This is a genomic window from Endozoicomonas sp. ALD040, from assembly GCF_049275945.1.
Taxonomy (GTDB): Bacteria; Pseudomonadota; Gammaproteobacteria; order Pseudomonadales; family Endozoicomonadaceae; genus Endozoicomonas_A.
Genome location: NZ_CP184829.1, coordinates 2,972,606 through 2,993,443, shown reverse-complemented (window position 1 = coordinate 2,993,443; position 20,838 = coordinate 2,972,606). Strand labels below are relative to the sequence as shown.

At 48.1% G+C, this 20,838-nt stretch carries 20 protein-coding genes; 13 read left to right on the top strand and 7 right to left on the bottom strand.

Annotated elements, in window-relative coordinates:
- Nucleotides 1–60 precede the first annotated feature (60 nt).
- Nucleotides 61–183 (bottom strand): LPS translocon maturation chaperone LptM, encoded by a 123-nt coding sequence (lptM, locus tag ACOJUN_RS10675; protein ID WP_422136612.1) that lies wholly within the window; start codon nucleotides 181–183, stop codon nucleotides 61–63.
- A gap of 168 nt (nucleotides 184–351) precedes the next feature.
- On the opposite strand from lptM, the gene cyaY reads away from it, so the two are divergent.
- Entirely contained in the window at nucleotides 352–675 is a 324-nt protein-coding gene (gene cyaY, locus ACOJUN_RS10670; RefSeq protein ID WP_422136611.1) for an iron donor protein CyaY, read from the top strand.
- A 152-nt stretch (nucleotides 676–827) separates the two neighbouring features.
- Here cyaY and ACOJUN_RS10665 read toward each other — a convergent pair whose 3' ends face one another.
- Together ACOJUN_RS10665 and tenA are read right to left on the bottom strand one after the other, a co-directional pair.
- Nucleotides 828–1,946, bottom strand: coding sequence for a porin (locus tag ACOJUN_RS10665; RefSeq protein ID WP_422136610.1), 1,119 nt, complete (start codon nucleotides 1,944–1,946; stop codon nucleotides 828–830).
- Nucleotides 1,947–2,531: 585 nt separating this feature from the next.
- On the bottom strand, nucleotides 2,532–3,218 hold the full coding sequence (tenA, locus tag ACOJUN_RS10660; RefSeq protein ID WP_422136609.1) for a thiaminase II: 687 nt from the start codon (nucleotides 3,216–3,218) through the stop codon (nucleotides 2,532–2,534).
- A gap of 45 nt (nucleotides 3,219–3,263) precedes the next feature.
- Between tenA and ftnA the strand changes: the two genes are divergently transcribed.
- Entirely contained in the window at nucleotides 3,264–3,839 is a 576-nt protein-coding gene (gene ftnA, locus ACOJUN_RS10655) for a non-heme ferritin (RefSeq protein ID WP_422136608.1), read from the top strand.
- Nucleotides 3,840–4,234: 395 nt separating this feature from the next.
- On the opposite strand, the gene ACOJUN_RS10650 is transcribed toward ftnA, so the two are convergent.
- The gene (locus ACOJUN_RS10650; protein WP_422136607.1) at nucleotides 4,235–4,669 is read right to left on the bottom strand and encodes a sensor histidine kinase; all 435 of its coding nucleotides are present in this window, start codon (nucleotides 4,667–4,669) and stop codon (nucleotides 4,235–4,237) included.
- A gap of 136 nt (nucleotides 4,670–4,805) precedes the next feature.
- Here ACOJUN_RS10650 and ACOJUN_RS10645 point away from each other — a divergent pair, with 136 nt between their 5' ends.
- The gene (locus tag ACOJUN_RS10645; protein WP_422136606.1) at nucleotides 4,806–5,381 is read left to right on the top strand and encodes an IS607 family transposase; all 576 of its coding nucleotides are present in this window, start codon (nucleotides 4,806–4,808) and stop codon (nucleotides 5,379–5,381) included.
- Nucleotides 5,293–6,507, top strand: coding sequence for an RNA-guided endonuclease InsQ/TnpB family protein (locus tag ACOJUN_RS10640; protein WP_422137062.1), 1,215 nt, complete (start codon nucleotides 5,293–5,295; stop codon nucleotides 6,505–6,507). Before ACOJUN_RS10645 ends, ACOJUN_RS10640 begins: the two co-directional genes overlap by 89 nt.
- 48 nt (nucleotides 6,508–6,555) lie before the next feature.
- Here ACOJUN_RS10640 and ACOJUN_RS10635 read toward each other — a convergent pair whose 3' ends face one another.
- Entirely contained in the window at nucleotides 6,556–8,085 is a 1,530-nt protein-coding gene (locus tag ACOJUN_RS10635; protein ID WP_422136605.1) for an AMP-binding protein, read from the bottom strand.
- Between the two features lie 421 nt (nucleotides 8,086–8,506).
- Between ACOJUN_RS10635 and ACOJUN_RS10630 the strand changes: the two genes are divergently transcribed.
- A complete protein-coding gene (locus tag ACOJUN_RS10630) occupies nucleotides 8,507–10,009 on the top strand; it encodes a catalase (RefSeq protein WP_422136604.1) in 1,503 nt (500 codons plus the stop codon).
- Between the two features lie 59 nt (nucleotides 10,010–10,068).
- A complete protein-coding gene (locus ACOJUN_RS10625; protein ID WP_422136603.1) occupies nucleotides 10,069–10,590 on the top strand; it encodes an ankyrin repeat domain-containing protein in 522 nt (173 codons plus the stop codon).
- A 136-nt stretch (nucleotides 10,591–10,726) separates the two neighbouring features.
- On the opposite strand, the gene ACOJUN_RS10620 is transcribed toward ACOJUN_RS10625, so the two are convergent.
- Nucleotides 10,727–11,422, bottom strand: coding sequence for an RING finger domain-containing protein (locus tag ACOJUN_RS10620; protein ID WP_422136602.1), 696 nt, complete (start codon nucleotides 11,420–11,422; stop codon nucleotides 10,727–10,729).
- 107 nt (nucleotides 11,423–11,529) lie between these two features.
- Entirely contained in the window at nucleotides 11,530–12,183 is a 654-nt protein-coding gene (gene elbB, locus ACOJUN_RS10615) for an isoprenoid biosynthesis glyoxalase ElbB (protein ID WP_422136601.1), read from the bottom strand.
- 188 nt (nucleotides 12,184–12,371) lie between these two features.
- Between elbB and ACOJUN_RS10610 the strand changes: the two genes are divergently transcribed.
- From ACOJUN_RS10610 to pgi, 7 genes are all read left to right on the top strand, one after another.
- Entirely contained in the window at nucleotides 12,372–13,574 is a 1,203-nt protein-coding gene (locus ACOJUN_RS10610) for a retroviral-like aspartic protease family protein (protein ID WP_422136600.1), read from the top strand.
- Nucleotides 13,575–14,121: 547 nt separating this feature from the next.
- Entirely contained in the window at nucleotides 14,122–15,603 is a 1,482-nt protein-coding gene (gene pcnB / locus ACOJUN_RS10605; protein WP_422136599.1) for a polynucleotide adenylyltransferase PcnB, read from the top strand.
- 20 nt (nucleotides 15,604–15,623) lie between these two features.
- Nucleotides 15,624–16,121, top strand: coding sequence for a 2-amino-4-hydroxy-6-hydroxymethyldihydropteridine diphosphokinase (gene folK, locus ACOJUN_RS10600; protein ID WP_422136598.1), 498 nt, complete (start codon nucleotides 15,624–15,626; stop codon nucleotides 16,119–16,121).
- Between the two features lie 220 nt (nucleotides 16,122–16,341).
- Nucleotides 16,342–17,136 (top strand): 3-methyl-2-oxobutanoate hydroxymethyltransferase, encoded by a 795-nt coding sequence (panB, locus tag ACOJUN_RS10595; RefSeq protein WP_422136597.1) that lies wholly within the window; start codon nucleotides 16,342–16,344, stop codon nucleotides 17,134–17,136.
- A gap of 122 nt (nucleotides 17,137–17,258) precedes the next feature.
- Complete coding sequence (panC, locus tag ACOJUN_RS10590) at nucleotides 17,259–18,119, top strand: pantoate--beta-alanine ligase (RefSeq protein ID WP_422136596.1); 861 nt, start codon at nucleotides 17,259–17,261, stop codon at nucleotides 18,117–18,119.
- 81 nt (nucleotides 18,120–18,200) lie between these two features.
- Entirely contained in the window at nucleotides 18,201–18,728 is a 528-nt protein-coding gene (locus ACOJUN_RS10585; RefSeq protein WP_422136595.1) for a hypothetical protein, read from the top strand.
- A 274-nt stretch (nucleotides 18,729–19,002) separates the two neighbouring features.
- Complete coding sequence (gene pgi / locus ACOJUN_RS10580; RefSeq protein ID WP_422136594.1) at nucleotides 19,003–20,646, top strand: glucose-6-phosphate isomerase; 1,644 nt, start codon at nucleotides 19,003–19,005, stop codon at nucleotides 20,644–20,646.
- Nucleotides 20,647–20,838: the final 192 nt, after the last annotated feature.

Genomic DNA, 20,838 nt, shown 5'->3' with positions numbered 1-20,838 from the left:
GGCATCCATGCACTTGAGGCATCTATGCGCTTCAGTCGCCTGTCTCTCCCCGGAGACTGATTACTCTGACCCACCATGAGTCAACTGCTGGGTGTCACCATCCTTTGGAAGATACAAATCCCCTTTCTGACCGCACCCGGCAAGCAGAAGAGTGGTGAACATGAGGGCAATAAGGGCTCTCATGAAAGGCTCCTTGTACTTTTTACCATGAGCTGAATTTGCTCAGGGCTGTGTGGATAGTCATTCACCACCAGAACAGCCCTTCTTTGAAAAGGCTGTTTCAGCAATGATCAACCGCTGAGTATAATCTGCATCAAACAGCGGCGATAGCCCTAACTGACGGATACACTGATGAACGAAAGCGAATATCATGACCTCCTGGACGACCTGATGGTCGCTATTGAAGACGCCATAGAAGAGGCAGGGCTGGATATTGATTATGAAACCGCCGCAGGCATTCTCACTCTGACCTGTGAAGACAACTCCAAGGTCATTCTGAGCCGCCAGACACCCGTGCTGCAATTATGGCTGGCCGCCAAAGGCGGCGGCTTTCACTTCGATTACGATGAAAGCAAAGAACAGTGGATTGCTGACAGCAACGGCGAAGCGTTTATGCAGGTATTGAATCGCTGTTTGAGTGAGCAGTATGGGGAGGCAGTAGAACTTACCGTTTAAGTGCTGGTGAAGCTTTAGCTTCCCTGGTTCAGGTTTCCTAAAAAACAAAAAGGCGAAACCCGGATAGAGCTTCGCCTTTTTTGACAGAGTCTGGGGAAGCAGATTGCGCCTCCTCAGATACTGCTTACTGCCAGGCTGACTGCTTCTGATGATTAGAAGTAGTAAAGAGCCTGCACAGCGTAGGTGTCGTCAAAATCTTTATTGCCAGCAGCAGCGACTTTCTCACCACGGGTGTATTCGAAAGCGAACTGCATTGGGCCAGTTTCATAGATGGCACCCACCATGTAGTCGGTGAACTGAGCGTCAGTCTTGTCACCAGTGTAGGTGTCGTCAGCAGTCAGCTGGTTGAAACCAGACTGCAGGTAAAAACCATCAACAACCTGAGGCAGGGCCAACTTACCGTACAGTTCAATACCGGTAGATTCTTTGTCCAGAGTGCCTTTGACTACAGCAGTCTTGTTTTCAAACTGACCATAGGTAGCTGCCAGGTACAGAGCTTCGTTTTCGAACTTGGCGCCAACGGTAGCAGAGGTAGACTTGTCAGAACCGCTGTAACGTGGCAGAACGCCCAGTTCTTCAACGTACTTAGCCTCATTGTATGTAGCACCCAGAGACAGACCCATTGGCAGGTCATAGCTCAGTACAACACCGTAACTGGAGTCACGAGTACCGTCTACAGTCTCACCACCCTCATCAGTAGTCTTACCACCGGTGCCTTTCAGCTGGTACTGGATACCAACATTCAGACCGCCAAAGCTGTTGCGATACTGGATTACGTCGTCAGCACGTGCAGTACCATCAGTGTCACCATTGTCGTGTGCAGCATCAGCATCACTTACCAGACCTGTACGGCCACTGTAGACACCCATAGCAGCACCACCACCGATGGCGAACTGGTCAGTCCAGCCAGATACGTCAGAGGTTACAGACCATGCTTTACCTGCAGTGAAGGCACCGTAGGTATCGTGGCTCAGGCCAACATTACCCAGACGGTTGAAGAACTGATCGTCCTGGTCGCCGTCAACAGCGTAGAAGCCCCACTCAGCAACAGCAGAACCGGTCCAGCCGCTGGAAAACTTGTGAGCGTATTTGAAGTTGATGCGTGGGCTGGCATCTTTCATCTCAGCGTCAGAACCATTGCTCTTAACGGTCTTAGCTCCGATCTTACCGCCAATTGACAGGCTGTTAACGTCATCGTTATAAACTTCCAGGGCCATTGCCTGACCGGCAACGAGGGAAGCGACTAAAGTGGCAAGCAGTTTCTTCTGCATGATCACTGGACTCCTAACTCAATGTGTTGTGTTGTGTGGATCTTTTCTGCTTTTTATATGTGATCACGAACTATTAGAAATCATTCTATGACCGAGCAGTTATATGCGGATTCTTATAAGTTATTGGACGTTCATCACATCACTAAAACTCATATACTTATTCAATTTTTGATATTGCTGAGGATTTATACTTATACGACTAAGTTCGCACGCAGTTAAAGCCACCATTAAAATAGAGATACTTACCTATTGAACTCCCCGACCTGTCTTTTTACCGTAACTATTTAGCGCAGACGGTTAAGTAAATTTTTTAAAAACCGGGTAAAAGTTGATTAAAGAAACACACTCTTTTTCGCTAAAAAAGAGACTTTACGGCTCACAAGTAAACGACAAAGATTAAATTATTAAAAAAACAGAACATTACTGCCTGTGTCAGGTATTGAATTTCGGAGAGAGTAAGGCAGATCGGCATTCAAACTAAGCAGAGCCATACAGCGGGATAAATGGATTAAAAGAAGCCTTTAGAAGCAGAAGGTTTATTTTTATCAAAGTGAACTGTTTCCAGCCCACCTTGAATAATGTTCCTTAAAAAGTCCGATTCAGCCCCATATCCCAGAAGCCAATTTCCAGACGGGTGGCCTCTCTGAAAGTACGACAGAGAGAGTCCATCCGGCCTTCAGAGAAACGGCTGGCAGCCAGTGTTTCAATCGCTTCAACCTGCCTGACAGCCCCTTGCACAAACTCCTCTCCCCCATAGGTTTGGATCCATTTCCAATAGGGGTTTCCTTCTCTTTTAGTTGCCGGGTCATTGATCAGTCTCAGACCAATCTCTGCATAGCCTACTGCACAGGGGGCGAGGGCAGTTTCCAGATCCAGAATATCACCTGCCATTCCTCGCTCCAGCACATAGCGGGTATAAGCCATATTAGCCCTGGCTTCTGGCTGACTGACCACATCCTGCTCAGTCATTCCCCACTCGGCACAGTAGTCTAGATGAAGATTCATCTCTGAGAGAATCCCGGCCACGGAGCCGGAAGCTGCCCTCATATCCTCAAGATTATCAGCCTTGTAGACCGCCAGCGCATAAGCTCTGGCGAAGTGAATCAGAAACAGATAGTCCTGCTGCAAATAATGCTTGAAGCTTTCCAGAGGCAGTGTGCCGTCCGCAATACCCTGAACAAACTCATGGTGACAATAGCGGTGCCAGTCATCAGCACAGGCTGTTTTCATTTTGCAGTAAAGCGTATCGGAATGAACAAAAGGAGAAGTCATGACTCAGTCCAGAAGCGTGTGAAAAAAGGCGAAATCATACCCTGAATGTTTAACTGGAGCACCAAGCCGTTATACTTCAGTTTTTGGCACGAACAGGTTAAAACCATGCTGACTCAAACCATGATCGACAAGCTCAACGATCAGATCAATCTTGAGTTCTACTCCTCCAACCTTTACCTGCAAATGGCTTCCTGGTGCGAAGCCCAGGGGCTTGATGGCTGCAACGAGTTTCTGCGTCGGCATGCCCGGGAAGAAATGGAGCATATGCAAAAGCTCTTTGACTATGTTAATGAGACTGGGGCAATGGCTATCATCGGTGCAATCAATGCACCTCCCCACCAGTATGAATCGGTAAGAGATATCTTCCAGCGGACTTACGAGCACGAGTGCGAAGTGACCCGTTGTATCAACGAGCTGGCGCACACTGCATTTACTGAAAAGGACTATAGTACTTTCAACTTTCTGCAGTGGTATGTAGCCGAGCAGCACGAAGAAGAAAAGCTGTTCAAAGGTATTCTGGATAAAATCGATATGATTGGCTTTGAGGGCAAGGGTCTCTACTACATCGACAATGAAGTATTGAAACTGGTAGCCTCCATGCCTCCTGTAACGGCAGCATAGACAGTGCTTTCACAGGGCAGCTTTATGGCCACGGAGGTTCCTTCATCCAATGCCTTAAGCTTGCTCTGTCTAGCAGCCTGTCGGACTTAAGCGTCCGTAGCGAGGATTGCAAGAAATTGAGGATAAAAATCTCTGTTTCTGAGGAGAATAGCGAGCTATTTGACGAAGAAACAGGGATTTTTAGACCAATTTATTGCAACCGCAGTAGGACAGTCTTAAGTCCGACAGGCTGCTAGGAGCCTGACCGAGAATAGACTGCCCTACTGCGGCGGCAGCAAATTGGTCTGAAAATCCGCTTTTGTTCGTCAAATAGCTCGCTATTCTCCTCACAAAACCGAATTTTCATCCTCAATTTTCTGCCGTCCTCGCTACGGGCGCTATTCTCGGTCAGGCTCCTAGACAGGCAAAGTAAACCGGAAACTGGTCCCCTTTCTCAATCGGCTGGTCACCTCTATATGACTGCCATGCAACTCCAGAATTCTTTTCACGATGGCCAGCCCCAGGCCAATACCTCCGGCTTTGTTGCGATGCTCTGCGGCCAGTGATGCCTGGTAGAAACGATTGAATATTCTTGGCAGATCCTCCTCATCAATGCCTCTGCCTGTATCTTCAACCGTTACATTAACGCCCCTTGCTGTGGTACTCAGACGGATCAGGATCGAGCCATTCTGCGGAGTGTGGGTAATAGCATTTTTCAGAAGATTATCAAACACCCTCTGAATCATTCCGATATCAGCAAAAACCTGTGTCTGACTTTCATTACACTCTATGGACAGGGAAATCCCCCGTTCTTTCAGAGTCAGCCTGAAGCTCTGAACCGTGTCGTACATCAGCTCAGCCAGAAGAAAGTGCTCAAAGTCAGGCTTTTTGCTGCCTGACTCCAGCTTTGACAGTCAAATAAAATTGCAACAATCGCAAAATCAATTACGCCAGACACAAGATAAATCGTCAAAAGGTGAATTTATCTTGTGGGGTTCAACTACAAAGCTAGCCAAGATTGAAGGCGTAACCAGCCAAACTATGAGGCGCAAGATCGAAAGCGGTCACTACGAAAAAGTGAAGCAAACCAGTGGTGGTCACTTCCGCATATTCATCAACCAGCAGAGGAAGATATGCTATACAAGAGTGAGTTCTGGAAAGCAAAAATCCAGCATTGACACGCAAAAGCGTATCTTACTCAAAGAGCGCCCTGATGCAGAATTTATCAGCGACATTGCCAGTGCTTTCAACTTTAAGCGAAAAGGACTGCAAACCATTCTGGAATCAGCGGTGTGCGGAAATCCAACCCGTACTGTGGTTGCCACAAAAGATCGCCTTGCCCGATCAGGGTTTGGACTCATCAAATGGCTTGTTGAATTATCGGGAGGACACATCGAGGTTTTGGATGACCCGGATAACGCCTGTGGGCCATTCGACACCCAAGAGCTTATCGGTTTCATTACCTCATTCTGCAATAGCCACTACGGGAAGCGATCTGCTAAAAGACGCAAAGGACGCAAAGATAGTAGCGTCAAAAAAGATCAGGTTTTACCCAGAGAATAAGCAAGCCTATCACGATGCCCTGATACTCTATCGCAGGTCGTACAACCTTGCTGTTGAGCGTTTCCGCAACGATGACTATAAAGATGCCAGCGGAAAATTCATCAACATGCGACCTGCCATTAAAGCTCAAGTGAAGCAAGAGCAAAAAGAAAGTGGCAGGGCTTATAACTCGCTTGTTTCTGATAATGGAACACTGGCGGCAGCGACCACATTCAAAGCGGTCTGCGAGCACAACAAGAAGCTCAAGGGAGCTAAAGAGGGCTTTGCAGAAATCAGTTTCAAAAGCCGCAAAGGTAGCAGGCACTCATTCTCTATTGACCGTTTGCCAAAGGGGTTAAATCCCTGCGTACAAGCTCTTGGCAAGATTCACCTGACAGAAGATGTGCCAGCAGAAGCGATTGGTAAATCTTGTGTCGTAACCTACGACAAAGGTCGCTGGTACATTCAGGTTCAACAACATATTGAGCTAAATCCCGAAATCCAAGGGAAGGTTAGATGCGTTGGAGTTGACCCCGGAGTTCGCACCTTTGCCACTTGCTACAGCGAAAAAGAGGCGTTGATAGCGGGTGATAAGGTTGCAAAAACAAAGCTGTTTCCACTGATGAAGCAAGTGGACAGCTTGATCAGTCAAAAGCAAAAAATCCTGAACACGCAGAAGGGCGTTAAGTTCCTCGACATGCCCCAGTGGGCAAGAGATCGGATTATTCATTTCAACAGGGAAATTGACCGGCTGAAATGCAAAAAGGATGACATTGTTCTTGATCTGCATAATCGGCTGGCGTTCGAGCTGGTGTCGAACTACGACGTTGTATTTTTGCCAACCTTTGAGACAAGAGGTATGGTCACACGCAAAGATAAGAAGGTTCGCACCATTCGCCGTAACACCTGCCGCCAGATGCTTGACCTCAATCACTACCAATTCAAAATTCGGCTTAAGTGGTACGCAAAAAAGTATGGAAAGCATGTGGTTGATTGCAACGAAGCCTATACATCCAAGACTCGATCATGGAGCGGGACCATTGACGAAAAATTAGGTTCTTCCAAGGTTATTAAGGGTGAGGGCTTCACCGTTGATCGTGATATCAACGGTGCCAGAAATGTCTTTCTTAAGTGTTTGACAAGGTAGCTTGAACCTTAGCCATAACAGCGAGTGTTGCGCTCGTTGCGGATTTAATCAAGAGTAATAGGGCAATCTGTCTTCTATAGCTTTCAGACATTTTTCAATGCTGCTATTAGCGGGTCTGACAAATGTCACCAGTTCTTTGTCGTTTAGCTTCATGGTCACAGCCTGTTGACATAGACCCGCTGACTCGATGACGTTTGAAATAGCGTCGAGCTCTACCCTGAAGCCTTTAACCTTGACCTGATCATCAGTGCGCCCAAAGTGTTCCAGCTCGCCCTCTTCATTCCAGCGTGCCAGATCTCGCGTTCTGAACATCAGGCTACCATCGGCCATAAAAGGATCAGGCTGATAACGCTCACGGGTCAGACGGGCATTATTGATGTATCCTGCTGAAACACCTTTACCCCCGGCCCAGATCTCACCCACTTCTCCCATCGCACAGGGCTGCATATGCTCGTCCAGCACATACACCGTATTATTGGGTGTCGGTTTGCCAATAGTGAGAGCCATTGAGTGTGGGCGAAAGTGCTGGGCCGTATTGATGATGGTGGTTTCGGTTGGGCCGCAGCTGTTAATGAAGCGACATCTGCCAGCCCAGTTTTCTGCCAGTGATCTTGGGCATGGCTCGCCTGCAACAGCAACACTTTTGATTCTTTGACACTGGTCAGCATCAACTTTTGCAAGAATACTGGGAGTAGCGATGATGACATCGCACTGCTTGGCTGCTTCAGTGAAATCGTTTTCCCGGATCACCAAGGTTCCGCCATGGGCAAGACAACCCAGAATTTCCCAGGCCGCCATATCGGAAGCAATGTTCAGCAGTTGCGACACTTTATAGCCGGGCTTTATTCCCAAATTACCTGGCGCTGTCAGCAGAATATTGCAGACATTGCCATGAGTAACCCGGACACCATTAGGCTTACCGGTGGTTCCCGACGTGAAAAGAATAAAGCAATTGTCACCGTGGCTTGCAGCAGAGCGAGGCACTGTCATGGACCAGGATTGCTGATCCTCTGACTTTGGAAAATCCAGACTATCAATAGCCAGAACTCTCTGGTGGTCCCTGACAGGAATTTTCTCCACCAGATGTGACAGTGTCAGAACAATATGGATATCTGCAGAATCCATCACGTCGATCAGGGTGGATTCCGGCGTAATTCTGACATCCTGAGGCACATAGGCGGCTCCTGTCTTCAGAATACCCACCAGCCCCACCAGCATGTGAATGGATCGCTCAAGAAACAGCCCAACATTATTTCCCTGACCTATTCCCATAGTGGCCAGTTGCACAGCCAACCAACTGGCTTTTCGATTGAGTTCACCGTAGGAAATATTTTCCTGTTTGTGCTGGGCAGCAATGGCTTTCTCCTGCTTCAACGCCTGCAGCTCAAAAGCCTGATGAATAGCATGGTGCGAGATTTGTCGTTCAGGGCCCCGGCCAAAAGCCTCAAATTTCTTCTGATCAGCGGGACTCAGTCCTGCCAGCGCCTGCCGGTTAAACCTCCTATTCTGAACTGCATCTTCCAGAGATTGGTTTAGTGATAGCGAGGTCACCGGGTTGTTGTGACTTTCCATCCTCATTGTTTTTGTCTCCAGTCAAATAACACGATATTGAAAAGTGACAACGGAAAGCCTTTTGGGCTCATGGTACTTTTCACCTTTACTGCGGTTGACTGAAAACATCACAGGAAATTCTCACAGAATTATCACAGGCTTCTCACTTATTTTTAAAATTCGCTCCAATGCTCTTTTCAGATCAAAATAAGCATGGTTAAACAACCATAGATAACAATTACACAACAGACTTAAAGCCATTAACTTTCTCTATTGTCCAGATAGAGAGAAGTAACTGTCTCCTTACTCTCCCGCTTGATTCAATAAATCCAAGCTTGGTTATGATCGACTGACTCGGCTAACCATAAAAAAATCACATTTAAAAAATTCCTTTTGAAAGCATCTTCGCTGTTACAAATGCTTGCATGGAGGTTAGGAGATAAAAGCGATGAAACCGCTTGCATATTGCACATTACTTGCCCTTGCCATATCCGCCACCCTTCAGGCCGCTCCTCTGACCCGGGATAACGGAGCAGTAGTGGGTGACAACCAGAATTCATACACCGCCGGGGAGAACGGTGGTGTTCTACTCCAGGATGTTCAACTCATTCAGAAGCTCCAGCGTTTTGCCCGGGAGAGAATTCCTGAGCGTGTTGTCCACGCCCGTGGAACCGGTGTTTATGGTGAATTTAAAGCCAGTCGTGATATTTCCGATTTAACCCGCGCCGCTGTTTTCACAAAAGATGAAGTCACTCCGGTATTTGTTCGTTTTTCTACCGTAATCCATAGCAAAGGATCACCAGAAACTTTGCGTGACCCGCGAGGTTTTGCGACCAAGTTTTATACTCGTGAGGGTAACTGGGATCTGGTAGGCAACAATCTTCCGGTGTTTTTTATCCGCGATGCCATCAAATTTCCGGATATGGTCCATTCACTAAAACCGTCTCCAGTGACGAATCAGCAAGACCCGAATCGATTCTTTGATTTCTTCAGCCATGTTCCTGAATCCACTCACATGCTGACCTGGGTCTATTCCGACTTTGGCACACCGGCCAACCTGCGTCAGATGGACGGCTTTGGTGTGCATGCCTACAAATTCATTGATGCTGGCGGTGATGTTTCCTACGTGAAATTTCACTGGAAAAGTCGCCAGGGCATCAAGAACCTGACAGCCGAAGAAGCGGCAGAAATACAAAGCAGGGACTTCAGCCATGCGACACGTGATATGTATGAAGCCATTGCCAGAGGCGACTACCCGAAGTGGGATCTTTTCATAAAAGTACTCAAGCCATCACAACTGGATGACTTTGACTACAACCCACTGGATGCCACAAAGATGTGGCTCGATATCGAAGAGACCAGAGTAGGTACGATGACGCTGAACCGAACACCGGACAACTTCTTCCAGGAAACGGAACAGTCCGCTTTTGCCCCGGCCAATATTGTACCAGGGATTGAACCTTCTGAAGATCGCCTGCTACAGGGTCGGGTGTTTTCCTATGCCGATACTCAAATGTATCGTCTGGGCACCAACCATCAGCAAATTCCTGTTAACCGTGCCAAAGCAACGGTCAGCAACTGGAATCAGGACGGCGCCTCCAACCATGGCAATCAGACTTCTGACGTTAACTATCAACCCAGTCGTTTAGACCCAAGAAAGGAAGTGGCCAAAGGCCGCTACAGTTCTTTACCTGTTGAAGGCGAGTATCTGCAGCGAGCTATCAGGAAACAGTTGCCGTTTGCTCAGGCAGGCGTCCTCTATCGCAGCTTCAACAAACAGGAGCGCAAAAATCTTGTTAGCAATCTGGCTGGAGATCTTGGCAAGGTTGAAAACGAAGATGTGAAATACATCATGCTCAGTCACTTCTATCAGGCTGACAGCGAATTTGGTGAACAACTTGCAAAAGCCGTTGGCGGCAACCTGAAAACCGTCAAGAGCATGTCCAGATAACGCCACTGCAGTGGCGCTCACAAAGTGTGTGCCACTGTCTTCAAAATGAAGGTGGATTTATGCGTTTAGTTATTTTGTTTTCATGGTTTTTAGGATTCGCTGCCACTGCTCAACAGTTACAGGCTGATACTCCTGATTATCCCGTTGAAGTCAGACCATCAGCTTCTGAAAAAGTCGTTAAAGGTCAGACTGCACGACAACTTACGGACTTTTTTCTGGCAGCAGCCCGTATCAACGATACAGAAGTGATTAGCACATTTGTGAAAGCTGGTTTTCCGGTAAACGCTAAAAACCAAAAGGGCTACACAGCCCTGATGGTGGCTACCTATAACGGACAGCCCGATGCTTTTAACCTGCTTTTATCAGAGGGTTCAGACCCTTGCCTTAAGGACAACAGGGGAAATACCGCATTAATGGCAGCCATCTTCCGTGGCGAGTTGAAGATGGCTTACCGGTTAATGAAAAGTGAGTGCGACCCTCGACAGCAGAACAATGTCGGCCAGACAGCAGAAGAGTTTGCCCGTGTTTTTGGGCAACAGGATATTCTTCAGGCGCTGACATCCACCAAAAACACGGAATGATTTTTTAAGGTTGAGCGGAACTGCAGGACATAGTCTGTCATTAGCTTATCGGACCATTACCAGAACCCGATCAACCAGCTTGTCGATCCCCCGGTCGGCTTGACTGATGCGCCTGACAATAGCGCATCGGAGGGTACTAACGCTCGCATAAAGGGCAGAAAGGTGATTGCTTCGCCCATTCATCAATGCATGCCTGGCAATACCAGTGTTTTGCACAGGACGCAGCTGCAGGGTCTTTCAAGGAATCTAAACAAATAAGACATAATCCTGGAAAAAGCTGTCTTGCCAAGCAGCAGAAAGCTTCTATAGATAATTCGTGCTCTGCTATTTTCGCAATGAGTCTGAAAATGGCTAATAACGAGCTTTCATTACTATTAAAAAATACGCTTAGGTCATAAGCAGTATTAACCAAAAAACCTGATAATAGGCTTATTGATAAAATAGCAATATATATATAATTATGATTACTAGCGCTTTTAGATATAAGGAAACGTAATAAAGCAACATTTACCATTTCAGATAATCGTAAAGGCAGCCTTAGATGATCGTAATATAATGACAGATAGGTTAATAAATCCAAAAGACCAGTGTAAAAACTCTGTACGTAATCTTCATATGACGCAGAATGGTCGGAACTTACATATTCATCATAATATAACGAGAAAGCAGTTAATAAATTCAACAGACCACTGGAAAAACTCTTGTCGTAATCTTCATAGGAAACATTATGGTTGAAACTTATATGCACTTCATAAGTATCAACTTGATACCCGTAAGAAGCAGCACACAATATTAGAAAGATAAATATCACTAATTTGCGTAGATGAGGCATATTCATCACCCAAGGGAGGGCAAGCCAACTGACCACTGTCCACTGTCCACTGACAACTGAACAGCAGCCTTGCCATCCCAGACAAAGGAGGACAAGGCTTCGGGAAATCAGACCATAGACAGAACCCGATCAACCAGCTTGTCGATCCCGACAGCGGCTTCACTGATACTCTTGGCAATCATATAGGCCGGAGTGGTCACCAGCTTGTGCCGTTCATCAACCACAATATCATCCACAGCACACTCCACGTGCCTGACGCCTGTCTGCTCCAGTGCAGCAGCGGTCTCAGCGTCATTGCCGATGGTGGCCAGAACCCCTTCACCAAATATGCGACCGGCAATAGCCGGTGAAATGCACATCATCCCGACCGGTTTTCCGGCGTCTGCGAAAGACTTGACCGCCAGGCTGACGCCACTCTGAACCTTGAGTTCACTGCCCCTGAAGGCAAAATCCGATAAATTTTTTGCCGCTCCGAAACCACCGGGCAGAATCAGGGCATCAAAATCTTCCGCCTTCAACTCTTCAAGCGGCCTGATCTCACCCCGGGCAATCCTGGCCGCTTCTACCAATACGTTGCGGCCTTCTTCCATTTCTTCACCCGTTACATGATTAATAACGTGATGTTGAGGTATATCGGGGGCAAAGCACTGGTAACTGGCTCCGCAGCGATCAAGGCTGAGCAGGGTCAAAACAGCCTCATGGATTTCGCTACCATCAAAAACACCGGACCCGGAAAGAATAACAGCTACTTTTTTACTCATGGATAGTCTCCATTTCATGCCATCACGAAAGAGCGGCAGACTACAGATTCTGAAAATCATCAGCCACAGGCGAAAAAATCTCTTCAATACTATAGAGCAAAGAAGGATGAAATAATTTGCACAATTAACACGCAGATGGATTGCGTCGACGATCCCTTTGGAGTCAAGCTAGACTGAAGAAAAAATACTTGAATGGAGTCCCTGTCCTGTTGAAAAAAATTCTGGCTCTAAGACTTCTAACATTATCCATCATGATGTTTGCCACTGGCCTGATTACCGGTTGGTGGTGGCATGAAGTGTTGGCTGTTAAGGGCAAAAAGACTTACTTCGAAAATCAGGACTTCAGGAATTGGCTGCCTCTTGGAGATTTCACTAACACGCTAGAGTGGCCTGACATACCTCAGGAAATCATTGATTTTGAGCGGGCACTGGAAGAACACAGGTACGATGACGCCCTGATCATTTTTCAACGGCAGGAGCGACAGAATTCGGAACTTAGTCAACGACTGGAAACAGTCCTGCTGCAAAAAATAGATGAATGGTATGAACACAGGGAGTACAGTATTGCTGCACTGGAACGTTTTACCCAACATTATTATCAAAACCCGGTTTTTCTGAAAAAGCTGGCCCAGCTCTACACCGAGGAGCAGGAGCTGGAGAAAGCCATTGAAGTGTTGATCAGCGTCCGCTCATTCATCAGCCTGCCTGATCAGCTGGAAAACACAGCCGACAGTATTCACAAGCTCAGCCGCATGATCTATGAAAACAGGCAGAAAAACCAACAACTCCAGGAAACCCTGCCCCTCTTCCAGAAACTGGCAACCATGGAACCCGAGCGTGCCTTTTACCGGTTTGCAATGGCTCAGGGTTACCTGTCTGCCGAGGATTCCAACAATGCCATTCGCGAACTCGAGTTATTGCAGACCGATGAAGAGTTTGGCCGAATGGCTTTCAAACAACTGTCTGACCTGTTGCCCCCTGTTCAGGAAGAACCCGAGGAAATGCCAACCTCAGCCATTTCTCTCGTTAATGAAGGCAATCACTACATCGTAGTAGCGTCAACTCAGGATAAAAGCCAGCCAAGATTGCTGATTGACACCGGAGCCAGCCTGACAACTTTGCCCAATACTTTATTGAAAGAGCTTAAACGCAAGAAAATGGCCCATCGGGTGAATCATACCCAGTTGAAAACAGCCAGTGGGTTTGTCTTTGCTCCTATTTATCGGGTGAAGGAGCTACACCTCGGTCAATACATTGTCAAAGACCTGGAGGTGGCCGGATTAGAGCTGGACTACGCCTCTGCAGAAGGGTTGCTGGGTATGAATGTACTGGGTCAGTTTCACTTTCAGATCGACCAGGACCGTAACTACCTGATTCTGTCACCTCGTTAACACCGAAGTGTTACCCCCCACCTGTTACGCATTAATACCTATTCTCTGCGAAAGTAACAAAGTCTCGTAACCTTTTCTTCATTTGCTCCCTTCGAACAATTTAATTATTGTTAAAAATCAACAAGTTAAAAAACTGGCACAACCTATGCTAAAGACTGACAAAACAATAACAATAAGCACAAATAATAAAAATAATAACCCTGCCCAAATAACAACAATAAGGGCAAAAGTAAGTTGATTATTTTGCAGTATGCCCTCCGGGTTCACCATGGAAAAGGTAGCCAGCAAAATCATCCGTTTACAGTCTCCGGCGATACAATAAAAATAATAATGATTCGCCAACTAAGGGGGGGAGGTTTGCCTTTCCCCCTTTTTTCTTTTCTATCTGACACCTGTCTGATGTCCTGATATGAGCTCCTAAAGACTATAAACCTGTGTCAACATCCCCCACTGGAATGCTATGATGTACGCCAGACTGGAGCAGTACATCTGATCCACCGCGACGATATTACTGACTAACCAACAAAGATTTCATGCAAAACTCATCATGACAGGCATCATTATTACAGTATTAGTGGTGCTGGGCATATCGCTTGCTGCTTACTTCCTGCTTAAGCCATCCACAGAAAAAGACTCTGCACCCCCTGAATCGCAGCTTCCTGAACCCGACTCTGTTTGGGAGCCTGACCAATCCCAGTCTGAAGACCAGACTCGCATTCCTCAAGAAAACCACCCTGTTTCACGGCGTGAAATCAGTGAAAATGCTCTGAAAGTACTTCACCGACTGAACAATAATGGCTATGAAGCCTACCTGGTAGGGGGCTGTATCCGGGACCTTTACCTGGACCTGCACCCCAAGGATTTTGACGTTGCCACCAATGCAACGCCTGAACAGGTCCGCAGACTGTTTCGTAACTCACGGATCATTGGTCGAAGATTCAGGCTGGTGCATATTCTGTTTGGTCGCGAAATGATTGAGGTCGCCACCTTCAGGGCCGGTCATGATGATGCCCGCAATGATAGCCACAGCAAGGACAAGTCCGATCACTCTGATTCCGGACGGATTCTCAGAGACAACGTCTATGGCTCAATGAAAGACGACGCTATTCGTCGAGACTTTACCGTCAATGCACTCTATTACGACGTCCGTGATCACTCTGTCATAGATTACTGCGGTGGTCTTCAAGATCTTGAAGATCAGACCTTGAGGTTGATCGGTGATCCGGTTAAACGATACCACGAAGATCCGGTCCGAATGATACGGGCGCTGCGCTTTATGGCCAAGCTGGATTTCGATATGGACCCTGCAACTGCGGACCCCATCTATGATCTGGGTCATTTGCTGAGTGACATACCATCGGCCAGGCTGTTTGACGAGGTGCTGAAACTACTGCAATCAGGCAAAGGGGTAAGAACTTTCCACCTTCTGCGTGAATACAGTCTGCTTCAGTACCTGTTCCCGGCAACACATCACAGCCTTGAAGCTCAGGATGAATTTGCTGAAGCACTGATTATCAGGGCGCTGGAAAGTACCGATTCACGCATTGCCCGTGGCAAACCCGTCACTCCCGCCTTTTTATTTGCTGCCTTCCTCTGGACGCCGCTGCAAAGACTGGCCGGAGATCTCCGTGAGCAGGGCATTCCTCCCATACCCGCTCTGCAACAGGCAGCCATGGTCGTGCTGGACAATCAGTGTACTCACACTGCGGTTCCAAAACGTTTCACCATGGTAGTACGGGATATATGGGAAATGCAGCACAGACTGGAACGCCGTCAGCCAAGAGCCATTGAGTCCTTGATGGCGCACCCTAAATTCAGGGCCGCCTACGATTTTCTGGTACTCAGGGAAGCCGCCGGTGAAGCACTGGACGGAGCGGGGGAGTGGTGGACCGACATCCAGGACTCTGCTGACCAGGACAGAAACAGCATGATTCGCGACCTTCATTCCCGTCCCGGTGGTAAGGGAGGCCAGAAACGAAGAAGACGCCGCCCACGCAAGCGTCCTCCTGTTACGAACAAACCGCAATAAACCAGCGAAGCTGAAGCATTATGACCAGCGTCTATATAGCCCTGGGCAGCAATCTGGACAATCCCGGTCTGCAATTGCAAAGAGCCGTGGACGACATCGATTCCCTGTCCAAAGTTGAATTATCAGGCTGTTCAAAGCTCTACATCAGTGAACCGGTGGGGCCTGCAGGACAGCCTGACTATTACAACGCTGCCGTTCGGATTGAAACCACATTCGCACCACTGCCGTTACTGGACGCCTTACAAGCCATTGAAAATAACCATGGCAGAATCAGAACCGTGCACTGGGGGCCGAGAACACTCGATCTTGATATTATCCTGTACGGTGATGAAATCATTGATTCCGATCGTCTGACAGTGCCCCACTATCAGATGCATCTGAGAAACTTTGTGCTCTGTCCACTTCTGGATATAGACCCTGACCTGACCCTGCCTGATGGCCGCAAGGCAGCCACACTTCTGGCAGAAGTCGGAACTGCAGGTATTGAAGTCATGGCAACAAAGTATCCCTGGCTTTGACATCCTCCCCGACATGAAAGAGGGTGTCGCGAAAGCAAGTAACGAAAGCAAGTAACGAAAGCAAGTAACGAAAGCACGTAACGAAAGTACGGAGGTTTACGCTCATTCGATAAACTTCCGAATCACGCTTCCCCAGAAGCACTGACACACCTGACTGCTTTGCGTATAATCCGCCACAAAGCACTTTCCAGTTAACGCTAAAGGCTCAAGGTCCTGATAGATGGCTAAAGTAACCCTGAAAACCCTGGCCGACATGAAACAATCCGGCGAGAAATTTGCCAGCCTGACGGCCTATGACGCGACGCTCGCCCATCTGGTCAACACTCAGGGGGTTGAAGTCATTCTGGTGGGGGACTCTCTTGGCAATGTCATACAGGGCAATAGCAGCACGGTTCCCGTCACCGTCGATGACATGTGCTACCACACCCGCTGTGTAGCCAGGGCAGCTCATGACTCCATGGTCATGACAGACCTTCCTTTTGCTTCCTACGCCACCGAAGAACAGGCAGTCATCAGTGCCGCCAAAATCATGCAGGCCGGTGCCGAAGTGGTGAAACTGGAGGGTGAAGGCTGGTTGCCTCCTACCGTGACCTGCCTCAGGCAGCAGGGCATTCCTGTCTGTGTCCATATGGGACTCACCCCACAATTTGTTAATGTTTTTGGCGGCTACAAGGTTCAGGGTCGGGAAGAGGAAAGAGCCAACAGCATGATCCAGGCTGCCATTGATCTGCAGGCTGCCGGTGCGGCCATGCTGCTTCTGGAATGCGTACCCAATGACCTGGCTCGGGAAATCACCAAAGCAGTTGACATCCCGGTTATCGGCATTGGTGCCGGAGACGCAACCGATGGCCAGATTCTGGTCCTCCATGACATGCTCCATCTAACAGCAGGCCGCAAGCCCAAGTTTGTCAAAAACTACATGCAAGACAGTGCCACCCCACAGGAAGCTGTGGCTCGGTATGTTGCAGAAGTTAAAGATGGCACTTTCCCGGGTCCGGAACACAGCTTCAATTGAGTCTCTCCATTCAGTCAGGTTTCTGAATGATCTGGCTGAATGGTATAAACAGAATCTCTTACAACCGCCAAAAGCCAGAAATACTGGCTTTTTTAAAGTCACTGATCGTCTAGTTATTCGCTATGAAAACACTTCATACCATCGCTGAAATCCAGGCTGGGGTAGCAGCTTGCAGAGCCGCAGGCAAAACCGTAGCTTTCGTGCCGACCATGGGTAATCTGCATGGCGGTCACCTGACTTTGGTCGAAAAAGCCCAGAAACTCTGCGATGTGGTCGTTGTCAGCATTTATGTCAACCCACTGCAGTTTGGCCCGAATGAAGACTACGACTCTTACCCTCGCACCATGGAGCAGGACCAGCAGCTCCTGATCGAGCAGGGAGTAGATCTGCTCTACACTGCCCAGACGACAGAAATTTATCCTGAAGGCAGCGAACATCACACCCACGTCAGTGTCGAAGAGCTGGATGGCATGCACTGTGGCAAAAGCCGTCCGGGCTTTTTCACAGGTATAGCCACAGTGGTCAGCAAACTGTTTAATATTGTTCGTCCCGATGTGGCTGTCTTCGGAGAAAAAGACTTCCAGCAGCTGGCCATTATTCGCAAAATGGCCAAAGACATGTGCATACCTGTTGAGATTGTCGGTGCACCTATCGCCCGCGAAGATACCGGACTGGCCATGAGTTCCCGCAACGGTTATCTGACACCGGAAGAACGTGAAGAAATAGCCCCCACGCTTTATCGCTGTCTGCGGGCCGCACGTGAAGCTATTCTGGCGGGCGAGTGTGATTATGACCTGCTGCGCCGTGACGCTTTTGCAAAAATGGCACAGGCTGGATTCAAGCCGGACTATTTCAACATCAGCAGTACTACCACGCTTCTGCCAGCGGGTCCCGATGACCAGAACCTGGTGATTCTGGCAGCCGCCTACCTCGGCAAGGCCCGATTGATTGACAACATCACGATAACAAGTCAGAAAGATTAGCAATGGTTGAATTAACCGGGAGCTAAACAGGGAAGGAGTGTCTTATACTGAACCAGACTCAACGATACGAAGGTAGACTCTATGGAAGACAGGACACGACAGGTTTCACACTGGTTTAGCCGGTGCATGAGTGTTTTGAGTATAGGATTACTGACACTCATCAGCTACAGTCCTCCTGCTTTGACTGCCCAGGAAGCTCCCTATGGCATGTGGTTGTTACTAAACCCTGAAGTGCTGGGGAAGAAAGTGACAGCGGGTGCATTGATAATTTGCTCGGGAAATGCTTCCAGCGATTCTGATTGTGGAGAAAAAAATCATTTCACTCTGGTTTTTCTTGAAGATAACGGAATCCATGGCTGTTTAGACTTCGTGTCTACAGGATCAGCCAAAAAAGAAGCAGAGAAGCCCTGGCAACTGTTTGCCAGGGATGACGACGATGAAGAGAAGGAAACTTTATTGGCTAACGTTGAGCGGTCAGGTGAGCATTTGACATTGATTGATCAAGAGCAGCGCCACTTATTGAAATTTAAAAAAGATACCTACAAAAATATAGAAAAAAAAATTGATGATATATGCAGTCAAAAATATAAGGAGCAGAAACCTCATTAAATCAACAAAGCATTCGTAAGTACTCAGCCATACGGAATCGAATATTTCTGGCTTATTGGGCAGGTGCTCTGCAAGGCGCAACGACGGGAACATAGCAAGCTATGTGACCTGAGTTGCAACGCATCACGACTGCATGGATGCAGGAGCTAGAGCAACGCAGGAGCAGTTGCCGCGAGTGCCTGAACAATAAGTCAGAAAATATGATTTCGTATGGTTGAGTACTTACCATTCATAAATTCTACTTTCTATCACAACACTCCGAGGCTGTACTCACATGAGTCCTATTCAACACTTGCCTGAATCCTCATCGCTGGAAACCCTGCAACAAAAGATGGCAGGCACGCACCTGCGAGAAATGTTTGCAGCTGACAAGGACCGATTTGAACGCTATAGCCTGGAAGCGGCTGGCCTGTTTCTGGATTACTCCAAAAATCTGATAAACGACGATGTAATGTCTTCCCTGATGACGATGGCTGAACAAGCCAGACTGCCAGAGGCCATTCAGGCCATGTTCCGTGGTGACAAAATCAATTACACCGAGAATCGTGCCGTTCTGCACACAGCCCTGCGTAACTCTGGCACAGATCCGGTCATGGTCGACGGTGAAGATGTCATGCCTAAAATTCGTGATACCCACAAGCGCATGAAAGGCATTACCGACTCAGTGCATTCTGGCGAGTGGCAAGGCTTCACCGGCAAAGCCATCAAACACATTGTCAATATTGGTATTGGCGGCTCCTATCTGGGTCTGAAGACAGTCATCAATGCTCTGACGCCTTATCATGTTGAAGGGCTCGAACATCACTATGTAGCCAATATTGATCCGAACGAAATTTCAGAAGTTTTCCGCAGGATTGATCCAGAAACCACCCTGTTTATCGTGGCTTCCAAGTCCTTTGGCACACTGGAAACCTTGCAGAATGCCCAGGCTGCCCGTGCCTGGATGCTGGAAAAAGGTTGTGCCGAGTCCGACATTCGCAAACACTTCGTGGCTATTTCCACCAATCTGAAAGCCATTGATGAGTTTGGTATCGCCCAGGAAAACACCCTGCCACTCTGGGACTGGGTCGGTGGCCGTTACTCTCTTTGGTCCACCATTGGACTGATGATCAGCCTGGTAGTGGGCTTTGAGAACTTCCAGAAACTGCTGAAAGGTGCCTGGGAGATGGACAGGCACTTTGCCCAGGCACCTCTGGAAAAGAACATGCCGGTTATCCTGGGTATGCTGGGCGTCTGGTACCAGAACTACTTTGGCTCAGAGTCCCACGCCGTTATTTCCTACGATTACTTCCTGCGTGACTTCCCGGGCCATTTACAACAGATGGATATGGAAAGTAACGGCAAGCAGACCCGCAGAGATGGCAGCACCGTTAATTACCAGACAGGTGCCGTTATCTGGGGTGGCACAGGTACTAATGACCAGCACGCCTATCACCAGTTGCTGCATCAGGGTACACGACTGATTCCTGTGGACTTCATTGCTCCGGCCACCAGCCATAATCCACTGGGCGAACAGCATCCATGGCTATTTGCCAACGCCCTGGCCCAGAGTCAGGCCATGATGCAGGGTAAGAATCTGGATGAGGTTCGTGAAGAGTTAACGAAGGCGGGCATAAGCAGTGCCGATATTGACGCTCTGGCGCCTCATAAGGTGATTCCCGGCAACCGTCCCAACAATATGATTGTGCCTGAGAAAATCACTCCGGAGGTGGTGGGTGCTCTGGTGGCACTCTATGAACAGAAAGTCTTTGTGCAGGGAACCCTCTGGCAGATCAACTCTTTTGATCAATGGGGTGTAGAACTGGGCAAGGTTCTGGGCAACCGGGTTTATGACCGCCTGAAAGAGTCCGGTACGACTTCCGATCAGGACAGTTCCACTAATGGACTGGCTAATCGTTTCAAGCGTTTTAATGCCTGATTGAGGTTGAATTAAACGGCATCTGTTCAAAGAGTTGATAACTCTACGATTTCATCATCACCTGACGAGAAAGAAATCTCTTTGTAACGTTTTGGCTGGTTTCTCTCCAGCCAAACTGCAAAACAAAAAAAGAGCCGCGATAGCCTCAGTGGATATTGCGGCTCCTCATTCTGTCGTGTGAATCAAGAAGTT

What these genes read in the sequence shown, in the direction of transcription:
- tenA (WP_422136609.1), bottom strand. Translation starts at nt 3,218, where the DNA reads ATGACTTCTCCTTTTGTTCATTCCGATACGCTTTACTGCAAAATGAAA.
- ftnA (WP_422136608.1), top strand. Translation starts at nt 3,264, where the DNA reads ATGTTTAACTGGAGCACCAAGCCGTTATACTTCAGTTTTTGGCACGAA.
- elbB (WP_422136601.1), bottom strand. Translation starts at nt 12,183, where the DNA reads ATGAGTAAAAAAGTAGCTGTTATTCTTTCCGGGTCCGGTGTTTTTGAT.
- ACOJUN_RS10630 (WP_422136604.1), top strand. Translation starts at nt 8,507, where the DNA reads ATGAAACCGCTTGCATATTGCACATTACTTGCCCTTGCCATATCCGCC.
- pgi (WP_422136594.1), top strand. Translation starts at nt 19,003, where the DNA reads ATGAGTCCTATTCAACACTTGCCTGAATCCTCATCGCTGGAAACCCTG.
- ACOJUN_RS10625 (WP_422136603.1), top strand. Translation starts at nt 10,069, where the DNA reads ATGCGTTTAGTTATTTTGTTTTCATGGTTTTTAGGATTCGCTGCCACT.
- ACOJUN_RS10665 (WP_422136610.1), bottom strand. Translation starts at nt 1,946, where the DNA reads ATGCAGAAGAAACTGCTTGCCACTTTAGTCGCTTCCCTCGTTGCCGGT.
- panB (WP_422136597.1), top strand. Translation starts at nt 16,342, where the DNA reads ATGGCTAAAGTAACCCTGAAAACCCTGGCCGACATGAAACAATCCGGC.
- panC (WP_422136596.1), top strand. Translation starts at nt 17,259, where the DNA reads ATGAAAACACTTCATACCATCGCTGAAATCCAGGCTGGGGTAGCAGCT.
- pcnB (WP_422136599.1), top strand. Translation starts at nt 14,122, where the DNA reads ATGACAGGCATCATTATTACAGTATTAGTGGTGCTGGGCATATCGCTT.
- lptM (WP_422136612.1), bottom strand. Translation starts at nt 183, where the DNA reads ATGAGAGCCCTTATTGCCCTCATGTTCACCACTCTTCTGCTTGCCGGG.
- cyaY (WP_422136611.1), top strand. Translation starts at nt 352, where the DNA reads ATGAACGAAAGCGAATATCATGACCTCCTGGACGACCTGATGGTCGCT.
- ACOJUN_RS10650 (WP_422136607.1), bottom strand. Translation starts at nt 4,669, where the DNA reads ATGTACGACACGGTTCAGAGCTTCAGGCTGACTCTGAAAGAACGGGGG.
- ACOJUN_RS10635 (WP_422136605.1), bottom strand. Translation starts at nt 8,085, where the DNA reads ATGAGGATGGAAAGTCACAACAACCCGGTGACCTCGCTATCACTAAAC.
- folK (WP_422136598.1), top strand. Translation starts at nt 15,624, where the DNA reads ATGACCAGCGTCTATATAGCCCTGGGCAGCAATCTGGACAATCCCGGT.
- ACOJUN_RS10620 (WP_422136602.1), bottom strand. Translation starts at nt 11,422, where the DNA reads ATGCCTCATCTACGCAAATTAGTGATATTTATCTTTCTAATATTGTGT.
- ACOJUN_RS10585 (WP_422136595.1), top strand. Translation starts at nt 18,201, where the DNA reads ATGGAAGACAGGACACGACAGGTTTCACACTGGTTTAGCCGGTGCATG.